The sequence below is a fragment of the Streptococcus porcorum genome (assembly GCF_053203725.1).
The window spans coordinates 22,977-33,953 of record NZ_JBRUDG010000017.1; the positions used below are offsets into that span (position 1 = coordinate 22,977).

Genomic DNA, 10,977 nt, shown 5'->3' on the forward strand with positions numbered 1-10,977 from the left:
GTTATAAAATCAGATTTACGAGAAATCTCGTGTAAATCCTGTTGCTCCTGTTCGAGCAATGTTCTTAATACCATACGGTTGGACAACTCGGATAAGGGCTGAAATCTTATCAGCATCTCCTGTCAACTGAATAGTAATCGTCTTAGGAGCCACATCAACAACACTTGCACGGAAGGGCTGAATAATGGCTAATATTTCAGCACGTTTCGCTGGGGGAGCAGAAAGTTTAATCAAAATGACTTCTCTTTCCAAATGAGGCATATCCGTAATATCTCTAACACGAATCACATCAATCAAGCGATTCAATTGCTTGATGATTTGCTCAACTTCCTCAAGTGTTTCAACATCAATAATAATCGTAATTCTAGAAACCCCAGGCGCTTCTGTATGACCAACCGAGATAGACTCAATATTAACTTGTCGACGAGATAAAACACCCGTAAAGCGATTCAAAACACCCGTTGAGTTTTGAAGCTTAGCTGTCAACATTCTACGCATTAAACTTCACCCCCAACATTTCTGAATTTGATTTTCCTGAAGGAACCATCGGATAAACATGCTCACGATTAGAAATACTAATTTCTATTAACATAGGTTTATTTTCTTTAATCACCTCAAGATCCCTATCCAATGTCTTTGGATCTGTAAAATGATAATGCTCAATCCCATAAGCTGCTGCCAAAAGTTGGAAATTTGGCTCATCATCAAAGGTTGATTCACTACGTCTTTCGTCGTAGAATGACTCTTGCCATTGGCGTACCATTCCAAGAGAATGGTTATTGATGAGAACCACTTTAATAGGGACACCGTAGCCATTTAAAATTGCCAATTCTTGATTGGTCATCTGGAAACCACCATCTCCAACAAAAAGAATTACCTCTTTATCTGGGTTAGCAAATTTTGCTCCAATAGCTGCAGGGATACCAAATCCCATAGTCCCCATCCCACCAGAAGTCACCAACTGTCTTGGGTGCTTATACGGATAAAATTGAGCTGCCCACATCTGATGCTGTCCAACATCTGTTACGATTATAGCATCACCATTAGTGATCTCACCAATCAGCTCAATTGCTTTTTGTGGCTTAATAGTCGTGTCATCGAGATCATACCAAAACGGTGCCAGGGCTTTATTTTTCAAAACTTCTTGCGTCCAATCAGCATAATCTGTCTCCACTTTATCTAAATCAAGCAAAGCTTTAAGAGCTCTTTTAGCATCTGAAACGACAGGGATCGCTGTATTAACCACTTTTCCAATCTCAGCAGGATCAATATCTACATGCGCCACAACTGCATTTTGAGCGAATGTTGAAATATTACCAGTCAAACGATCATCAAAACGAGAGCCAAAATTGATAATAAAATCAGCATCTGTAAGAGCCATATTGGCTGCATAAGAACCATGCATGCCTCCCATCGCTAAAGCCAACTGGTGATTAACAGGAATCGCCCCTAGTCCAAGAAGAGTTGATACAACAGGAATCTGATATTTTTCTGCAAATGCCACTAAGTCTTCTGAGGCATCCGCATAATTAACTCCTCCTCCCGCTAAGATGAGAGGCTTCTTAGACTGAGATAGTTGTGATAAAATTTTCTTAATCTGCAAAAGGTTAGGTTCAACGGTAGGTTGGTAGCTTGGCAGATTGATATCAGTATCATAATAAAAATCTGTCTTAGCTTCTGCAATATCCTTTGGTAAGTCAATCACAACAGGACCTGGGCGACCAGTGGTTGCAATATGAACGGCCTCTGCAATAATACGAGGAATATCCTCAGTATGACGAATCTGGTAATTATACTTGGTAATTGGCATCGTGACACCAATAATATCAGCCTCCTGAAAGGCATCCTTACCGATTCCTCTTGTAGCAACCTGACCCGTGAACACCAATAAAGGAACACTGTCCCCCATAGCATCTGCAATTCCTGTAATAGCATTCGTTGCACCTGGACCGCTGGTTACCAAAGCAACACCTATACGACCAGTTGACTTGGCATAACCTTCAGCTTTATGGAGGGCACCTTGCTCATGACGAGACAAGACGTGTTTAACAGCATCCTGCTGATAGATAGCATCATATACTGGCAAGACTGCTCCACCTGGATAACCAAAGATGGTTTTAATTTCTAGACTAGCTAGAGTTTCAAGAACTAATTCTGCTCCTGATTTAGGTGTTTCAAGATGTATTTTTTCCACGCTTGTCCTCCTTTACTTTCTTTTTTGGAAATTTTCAAAAAATTCAAATACCTTAGATAATATGATAACATTTTTACAAAATAATGCAAGTTAATTTTAAAGATGTTTGCGTTTTCAACTAGCTTTTTCTTTCTCACTAAAACCCAAAAATAAGTCTTAAATTTGATTTACACTCAAGCTTCACGCTCAGCTTTTCTTTCTTCAAATTCTTCTTCTGTCATCATAGAGCCACCGAAGTTAGCTGAAGAGGCGAAGTGGGTGTAACGACGAAGCCAGCCGCTTGAGATTTTCGGTTTAAAAGGTTTTAGCAACTTACGGCGCTCAGCCAAGGTGTGATCATCTACTAATAAATCAAGTGTTCGATTGGTCAAATCAATCACAATCTCATCACCATCTTCAATTAAAGCAATATTACCACCTGCAGCAGCTTCTGGTGAGACATGCCCGATAGCAATACCACGTGTCGCTCCAGAGAAGCGACCATCTGTAATCAAGGCGACATCTTTTCCAAGACCACGACCAACAATCTTAGAGGTTGGCGCTAACATTTCTGGCATCCCTGGGCCACCTTGAGGACCTTCATAGCGAATCACGACAACATGACCTTTTTGAACGGTACCATTATCAATCAACTCTAGAGCCTCATTTTGTGAATCGCAACAGAGTGCCTTACCACGAAAAGTTTTTACTGAAGGATCTACTCCACCAACTTTGATAACCGATCCATCTTGTGCAATATTTCCATAAAGAATCGATAGTCCTCCTACAGGCGAATAAGGATTGTCTAAAGGATGGATGACTTCTTCATTTAAAATCTCACATCCCGCAACATTTTCTTTCAATGTTTTTCCAGTAATAGTGATACGATCACCCTTTATAGAGCCATTTTTAATTAACTGGTTGATAATAGCGGATACTCCACCAGCTTCATGAACATCATGCATCGTGTAAGCCGACGATGGTGATAATTTAGAAATATAAGGTGTCTTTTTCGCAATCTCGTTAATATCTTTAAGATCATACTCAATCCCTGCTTCACGCGCAATGGCTAAAGTATGAAGAACAGTATTCGTTGATCCTCCCATTGCCATATCTAATGCAAAGGCATCATCAATAGCTTCTTTAGTTACAATATCACGTGGTTTGATATTATTTTTAACATTTTCCATCAAGTGTTTTGCTGCTTGATGCACCAATTCACGACGTGCATCAGATACCGCTAATGTTGTTCCATTACCTGGTAGAGCTAATCCCATCACTTCCATCAAACAGTTCATCGAATTAGCAGTAAACATTCCTGAACAAGAGCCACAAGTAGGGCAAGCATTTTTTTCTAAAAATTCAAATTCTTCCTTACTCATCTCTCCTGCTTGATAAGTTCCTACCGCTTCAAACAAACTAGATAGACTGGCATGATGCCCCGTCATATCCACTCCACCCTTCATAGGACCACCTGAGCAAAATACCGCAGGAACATTAGTTCTCATGGCAGCTAAAATCATACCTGGAGTAATTTTATCACAGTTTGGAATATAAAAAACACCATCAAACCAATGAGCGTTGATAACCGTTTCTGCCGCATCGGCAATCAATTCACGAGAGGGTAAGCTATAGCGCATCCCAATGTGTCCCATAGCAATCCCATCATCTACTCCAATAGTATTAAACTCAAATGGAATTCCACCAGCCTCACGAATGGCTTCTTTGGCGACGTCTGCCAATTCACGTAAATGAACATGACCTGGTACAATATCAATATACGAGTTACAAATGGCAATAAAAGGTTTTTGCATGTCACGAGCTGACTTAACCTGACCTGTAGCATACAGTAAGCCGCGTGCAGGTGCCTTATCAATTCCAAGTTTAATCATATCACTTCTCATTAGTTTAACCTCTATTTCCAAACAGAATTATTACATTCCATGTTATCATTTTTGAAAATATTGTCAAGGAATTTTCAGAAAATTTTGTATTTAATAAACTAAAAAAAGAAAAGTTGATCAACAACCTTTCTTTTATATCATTATTCCACGCTCATTAAGTAAGGGTAAACAGGTTGATCTCCTTGATGGATTTCAACTTCGATATCCTCATATTTTTCTTCTAATTGAGCAGCAATCTTCTCTGCCAACTCTTCTTGTCCATCTTCACCGACGAAAATCGTCACAATCTCGCTATCATCATCTAGCATTTTTTCAAAAGTAGAAAGCAAGGCTTCTTCCATATTAGGTGTAGAGACCAAAATTTTACCATCAACCATACCTAAAACATCATTTTCATGGATCTCTAATCCATCAATGCTAGTATCACGAACAGCTAAAGTCACGCTACCACTAACAACATCTGTCAGCACTGATGACATAGCAGAAGCATTATCTTCTATCGACTGTGTTGGGTCGAAGGCAAGTAAACTTGTTAGTCCTTGTGGAACTGTCCGTGTTTCTATCACAGCTGCTGGAATTTCCACAACATCTGCAGCTGATTGCGCTGCCATAAAGATATTTTTATTATTCGGTAAGATGATGACACGCTCTGCATTAACCGTCTCAACTGCTTTTACAATGTCTTCTGTTGATGGGTTCATCGTTTGACCGCCAGAAATCACATAATCTACACCTTGCGCTTTAAAAATTTCAGCTAGTCCTTCCCCAGCTACCACCGCAATAATACCATAATCTTTTTTAGGTTGACTTTGCTCTTTGGCTACTTCTTGTTGAACTTGTGCATCGTGTTGTTGACGCATATTATCAACTTTAACTTTTACCAAAGCCCCATATTTCAACCCCTCTTGCATCACAAGACCAGGATCTTCTGTGTGGACATGGACCTTGACAATCTCGTCATCATTAACAACCAATAAGGAATCACCTAAACCACTAAGATAAGTTTGGAAATCCTCATAGTCAAAATCCTTCACATAAGTCGGACCTTGTTTCAAACCGACCATGATTTCTGTACAGTAACCAAAGGTAATATCTTCTGTCGCAATGTGTCCCGCAACAGATTTATGATGCTCCGCATTAATCATCTCTGTCATGGTTGCTGGTGTTGCTTGAAACTCCTCAGAAGCTATATACTCTCCCGTTAAAGCAGATAAGAAACCTTCATAGATGTAAACAAGACCTTGACCACCTGAGTCGACAACACCAACCTCTTTCAAAACAGGAAGCATATCTGGTGTTTTAGCAAGAGCCGCTTTAGCTCCCTCCACAGTCGCACGCATCACTTCGATAGCATCGTCTGTTTCTTCTGATTTTTTTAGTGCTGCTGTCGCTGCCCCACGAGAAACAGTTAAAATCGTTCCTTCAACAGGTTTCATGACAGCCTTATAGGCAACTTCTACACCTGCTTGTAAAGCATGGGCTAAATCAACACCTGTCATCTCCTCAAGATCTTTAACACTTTGTCCAAAACCACGGAAAAGTTGAGAAGTGATGACACCTGAGTTTCCACGCGCCCCCATCAAAAGACCTTTGGAAAGAATTTGAGCTACTTCTCCAACCGTATTAGCTGGCTTATCAGCAACTTCCTTTGCGCCATTTTCAATCGTCATTCCCATATTGGTTCCAGTATCACCATCTGGAACAGGAAAAACATTTAATGAATTTACATATTCTGCTTGTTTATTCAAACGAGTGGAGGCTGCTTGCACCATCTCTTGTAACAAACTGGTTGTGATATTTGCCACGATTATTCTCCTACAACTTTAATATTTTGAACGTAAACATTTACAGTATTAGCTGTGATACCGAGTTGATTTTCAAGGTTAAATTTAACACGTTCTTGGATATTTTTTGATACTTCACTAATCTTTACACCATAACTCATGACAGTGTAAACATCAACAGAAATCCCTTCCTCTGTTGACTTGACGACAACACCTTTCGCGTAGTTTTCTTTACGTAACAGTGCTTGGAAATTATCCTTGAAGGCACTCTTACTTGCCATTCCAACAACGCCAAAAATTTCTGTCGCAGAGCCCCCAACAACTGTTGCGATAACGTCATCTGACAATTCGATTTGACCATCTTTTGTATTGATTTTCACAGTCATAATTACTACCTCAAAAAGTTTTTATCACTCTATTTTAGCATACTTTAAAGATATTGTAAAAGATATAGTGATACGGAAGTAAAATAGAAAAAGAGATGAGAAATCCTCAACTCTTTTTTATCGTCTTAAACACGCTCTACTTTACCAGATTTAAGTGCACGAGCTGAAGCCCAAACTTTTTTAGGTTTACCGTCGATAAGAACAGTAACTTTTTGAAGGTTTGGTTTTGCTGTACGTTTTGTTTTGTTCATAGCGTGTGAACGGTTATTAGCTGATACAGTTTTACGTCCTGTGAAATAACATACTTTAGCCATTGTCAACTGATCCTCCTATGTGTATTTTTTTACGGATGTGCTAGCACCACATACCAAAATATTATATCACATTAGATTAATCGACGCAAGCATTATTTTTTATTTCTCTCCTGCCTTCTGATAGCTAAACCATTGAATCTTTTCAAGGTTTTATGTTAGAATAAAGCTAATGCTATCGAAAAGAGAAAGTAATATGAGAGAAGATATTAAGATAAATGATCGCGTCAAAGATTTTGAAGATCAATTCATTTCTATTTTGCAGAGTGTCTATGATCCTGAAATTGAACTAGATATTTATAATCTAGGATTAATTTATGAATTAACTCTAGATCAAAATGGACACTGCAAAGTGGTTATGACCTTTACTGATGCAGGGTGTAGCTGTGCTGACACTATGCCAGACGAGTTAGTCCGTCGCTTAAAAGAGATTGATGCTGTCAAAAGCGTGCAAGTGGAAATCGTTTGGTCTCCTGCTTGGAAGATGACTCGAATCTCACGATACGGTCGTATCGCCCTTAGAATTAATCCAAAATAAAAAAGCCGATACTGGCTTTTTTATTTTGAAATGATTTTACTGACTATCTTTTTTCCAAAAATCTGTCACCGCCCCTTTTGAAGCCGAGGAAACAATATGAGCGTATTTCCCAAGAACACCACGTGAGTAAAGTGGTGGAAGCGTAGTCTCTGACTGACGTTTAGCCAGCTCTTCATCAGAGATTTTAACCGTCAATTCTTTTGTATCTTGGTCAACAATCACAATGTCCCCATCGCGTAGGTAAGCAATTGGACCCCCATCTTGAGCTTCTGGTGCAATATGTCCCACTACTAAACCATAGGTTCCTCCTGAGAAACGTCCATCTGTTAGAAGGGCAACAGATTCACCTTGTCCTTTACCAACCAAAATAGAAGAAAGTGAAAGCATCTCAGGCATACCTGGTCCACCTTTTGGCCCGACAAATCGAACCACTACGACATCCCCATCAACTACTTCATCTGCTAAAACAGCCTTAACAGCATCTTCTTCTGTATTGAAGACTTTAGCAGGACCTTCATGGCGACGAACCTTAACACCAGATACTTTAGCAACAGCTCCTTCTGGAGCTAAGTTTCCATGAAGCACAATCAATGGACCATCCGCACGTTTTGGTGCTTCTAAAGGCATGATTACTTTTTGACCTTCTTTCAAATCAGGAGCTTCTGCCAAGTTTTCTGCCAATGTTTTACCTGTACATGTTAAAACATCACCATGCAGGAAACCATTTTGATACAGATATTTCATAACTGCTTGAACACCACCAACATGGTATAAATCTTGGAAAACATACTGACCACTAGGTTTCAAATCTGCCAAATGTGGCACACGCTCTTGAAAATCATTAAAATCATCCAAAGTTAATTCGACATTAGCCGCATGAGCAATAGCCATCAAATGTAAAATTGCATTCGTTGACCCACCTAGAGCCATGACAACCGTGATCGCATTTTCAAATGCTTTTCTTGTCATGATATCTTTTGGAGTAATGCCCATTTCCATCAACTTAACAACTGCACGCCCTGCCGCCTCAACATCAGCTTTTTTCTCTGGCGACTCGGCTGGATGTGAAGATGAACCTGGCAAACTCATTCCCATAGCTTCAATTGCAGATGCCATTGTATTTGCTGTGTACATTCCACCACAACCACCAGGACCTGGACAAGCATTGCATTCAATCCGACGAACTTCTTCTTCTGTCAAATCACCATGATTCCAACGTCCAACACCTTCAAAAACAGAAACTAAATCAATATCCTTACCATCAAGATTTCCCGGTGCAATCGTTCCACCATAAACAAAGATAGCTGGAATACCAGTATTAGCAATCGCAATCATAGAGCCTGGCATATTTTTATCACAACCACCAATCGCTACCAAAGCATCACAGTTATGACCTGATATTGCAGCCTCAATCGAGTCTGCAATAATATCACGAGAAGGCAGAGAAAAGCGCATCCCTGGTGTTCCCATAGCAATACCGTCGGCAACGGTGATTGTTCCAAATTGAACAGGCCAAGCCCCTTCTGCTTTAACGCCTTCTTTTGCCAACTTTCCAAAATCATGAAGATGAATATTACAAGGGGTATTTTCAGCCCATGTCGAGATGACACCGACAATAGGTGTCTCAAAGTTTTCATCCGTCATTCCTGTCGCACGAAGCATCGCTCGGTTAGGCGATTTTACCATCCCATCATAGATACTTGAGCGAGTGCGTAATTCCTTGAGTGTCGTTTTCTCTACCATGTCATCCTACTTTCCATCACTTATTATTTTACATTATAACATTTCTTTAAAATACTGACCATTAAATAAGATTTTTATCAGGTGTTTAATCAAAAAAAGGTTTATCCTTAAGGATAAACCTTTTATCAACATATCAAGCAAAATTATGCTTTGTTTGCTGAACCGAATACGTCGATACGCTCTTCAACAGCACCTTGGACAGCTTTGAAACCTGGAGCCAAGAATTTACGTGGGTCAAAGAGTTTTTTAGCATCGTATTCTGCTTCGTTTGCATCATAGTCACGTACAAATTCACGTGTTGCATTTGCAAAAGCAATTTGACACTCTGTATTAACGTTAACTTTGGCAACACCAAGACGGATAGCTTCTTTGATTTGCTCATCAGGAATACCTGAACCACCGTGAAGAACGATTGGGAAACCTGGGATAGCTTCAGCCAATTTTTCAAGGTGATCAAGTGCAAGACCTTCCCAGTTTGCTGGGTATGGACCGTGGATGTTACCGATACCTGCAGCCAAGAAGTCAACACCAGTTTCAACCATTGCTTTAGCATCTTCGATTGGTGCCAATTCACCTTTACCGATGATACCATCTTCTTCACCACCGATAGTACCAACTTCAGCTTCTACTGAGATACCTTTAGCGTGTGCTTTTTCAACAACATCTTTAGCCAATTTAAGGTTTTCTTCGATTGGAAGGTGTGAACCGTCAAACATAACTGAAGTATAACCAACTTCGATACACTCAAGAACATCTTCATAGTGACCGTGGTCAAGGTGAATTGCAACTGGTACAGTGATACCCATTGACTCAACAAGGTTTTCAATCATGTTTTTACATACTTTGTAACCACCCATGTACTTACCAGCACCCATAGATGTTTGGATAAGAACTGGAGCTTGTTTAGCTTCTGCTGCACGCAAGATAGCTTGTGTCCACTCAAGGTTGTTTGTGTTGAATCCACCAACTGCATAGCCGTTATCACGAGCTGCTTGGACGAATTTTTCTGCTGAAACGATTGCCATTTTAAAGGCCTCCTTTTATTTTTTGGGATCAAACCCATACGAGTTTATTCTATCACTTTTTCAATAAAATTGCTAGCCAAATCTGAATCTCTTGTCAATTTTCATATTTTTCTGCAATTTAAGCTTTATTATTCTTCTTTCTTTGAAAAATATCTCGCTATAAAACAAGTAAGACCACTTACCAGGATGATGCCGATATAAATCATGACGAGATGATTTTTATAAGGATCGGTTGATTCCCAATAGGAAGGAAAACGTAGCTTTCCCATTCTTGTTGTTATACCAATAGTAAGGTACCTTACTAAAACAGCTGACGTCACAAGCAGCATCATTAGGCTACTCATATAAAAACGCTCTCGGAATCTCCCTCCAACTGATATAAAAACAACTAGGAATAAAGTAAAGATCGCAAATGTACTACCAGAGAGGTGTCTAATGAATTCTGAATCAGATGGAAACTGTAACCAATGAGCAAAAAAATTCTGATACAGACTATGTAGATAGATGGCCAGTATTATCCCTCCAACTGATAATAAAACCATGAGCATCAGACCAAATATTCCTTCAAAAATTTCTTGATAAAGAGCTTTTTTCCTAAATCCCCTATATGTGCGTAATAGGAGTTGATAGCAGAAATAAATAGCCCACGACAAGAACGTCAGATCCTTTAACCAACTATGGAAACTATGACTAACTATACCTCGATTTTCCAAATAAGACATATAGGTCAGCAAGGCAAGTTGAAAAAAATGAACCAACTTATTTTAAATTTGGACAAGAATTGGCTCTATAATTTCTGTAGTGGGTAAGAACACCGTGGAAATTATGGAGCCTTTTTGAATATAGAAAAAAAGTCCCATATGACCTATAATGAAAAGCGACTAAACTATCATTCTAGAAAGGTTCATATGGAACAACTAAATCTTATCACAAATTTGCTCAGAATTAAAGACAAAAATATCACTATCACTGATGAATATGATATGGGAACTCACTTAGAACTCCACGGTCACTTGGATTACACAGCCCCTAAATGCTCAAAATGCAAGGGACAAATGGCTAAATACGACTTCCAGAAAGCCTCTAAAATCCCCTACCTAGAAACTGCTGGTT

At 39.4% G+C, this 10,977-nt stretch carries 9 protein-coding genes and 1 pseudogene; 2 read left to right on the forward strand and 8 right to left on the reverse strand.

The features are described 5' to 3' along the window. Window positions 1–15: 15 nt before the first annotated feature. From ilvN to rpmB, 6 genes are all read right to left on the reverse strand, one after another. Window positions 16–498 carry an acetolactate synthase small subunit gene (ilvN, locus tag ACVRWY_RS05800; protein ID WP_354369001.1) on the reverse strand — a complete coding sequence of 161 codons (483 nt, stop codon included), beginning with the start codon at window positions 496–498 and terminating at the stop codon, window positions 16–18. Then, a complete protein-coding gene (locus ACVRWY_RS05805; RefSeq protein WP_354369003.1) occupies window positions 491–2,194 on the reverse strand; it encodes an acetolactate synthase large subunit in 1,704 nt (567 codons plus the stop codon). The genes ilvN and ACVRWY_RS05805 overlap by 8 nt, the downstream gene beginning before the upstream one ends. Window positions 2,195–2,367: 173 nt before the next feature. Then, on the reverse strand, window positions 2,368–4,077 hold the full coding sequence (ilvD, locus tag ACVRWY_RS05810; RefSeq protein ID WP_354369005.1) for a dihydroxy-acid dehydratase: 1,710 nt from the start codon (window positions 4,075–4,077) through the stop codon (window positions 2,368–2,370). A gap of 140 nt (window positions 4,078–4,217) precedes the next feature. Further along, complete coding sequence (gene fakA / locus ACVRWY_RS05815; RefSeq protein ID WP_354369007.1) at window positions 4,218–5,882, reverse strand: fatty acid kinase ATP-binding subunit FakA; 1,665 nt, start codon at window positions 5,880–5,882, stop codon at window positions 4,218–4,220. 2 nt (window positions 5,883–5,884) lie between these two features. Continuing rightward, window positions 5,885–6,247, reverse strand: coding sequence for an Asp23/Gls24 family envelope stress response protein (locus tag ACVRWY_RS05820; RefSeq protein WP_354369009.1), 363 nt, complete (start codon window positions 6,245–6,247; stop codon window positions 5,885–5,887). A 125-nt stretch (window positions 6,248–6,372) separates the two neighbouring features. After that, entirely contained in the window at window positions 6,373–6,561 is a 189-nt protein-coding gene (gene rpmB / locus ACVRWY_RS05825) for a 50S ribosomal protein L28 (RefSeq protein ID WP_354369011.1), read from the reverse strand. Window positions 6,562–6,754: 193 nt separating this feature from the next. Here rpmB and ACVRWY_RS05830 point away from each other — a divergent pair, with 193 nt between their 5' ends. Next, window positions 6,755–7,096, forward strand: a complete 342-nt coding sequence (locus ACVRWY_RS05830) for a metal-sulfur cluster assembly factor (RefSeq protein ID WP_354369013.1) — start codon at window positions 6,755–6,757, stop codon at window positions 7,094–7,096. 36 nt (window positions 7,097–7,132) lie between these two features. Here the strand turns inward: ACVRWY_RS05830 and ilvD (ACVRWY_RS05835) are convergent, their stop codons facing one another. Together ilvD (ACVRWY_RS05835) and ACVRWY_RS05840 are read right to left on the reverse strand one after the other, a co-directional pair. Beyond that, window positions 7,133–8,839 (reverse strand): dihydroxy-acid dehydratase, encoded by a 1,707-nt coding sequence (gene ilvD, locus ACVRWY_RS05835; RefSeq protein ID WP_354369015.1) that lies wholly within the window; start codon window positions 8,837–8,839, stop codon window positions 7,133–7,135. 143 nt (window positions 8,840–8,982) lie between these two features. After that, a complete protein-coding gene (locus ACVRWY_RS05840; RefSeq protein ID WP_354369017.1) occupies window positions 8,983–9,864 on the reverse strand; it encodes a class II fructose-bisphosphate aldolase in 882 nt (293 codons plus the stop codon). A gap of 908 nt (window positions 9,865–10,772) precedes the next feature. Between ACVRWY_RS05840 and ACVRWY_RS05845 the strand changes: the two are divergent. Further along, window positions 10,773–10,977 (forward strand): annotated as a pseudogene (locus tag ACVRWY_RS05845) (ISL3 family transposase); the annotation flags it as partial.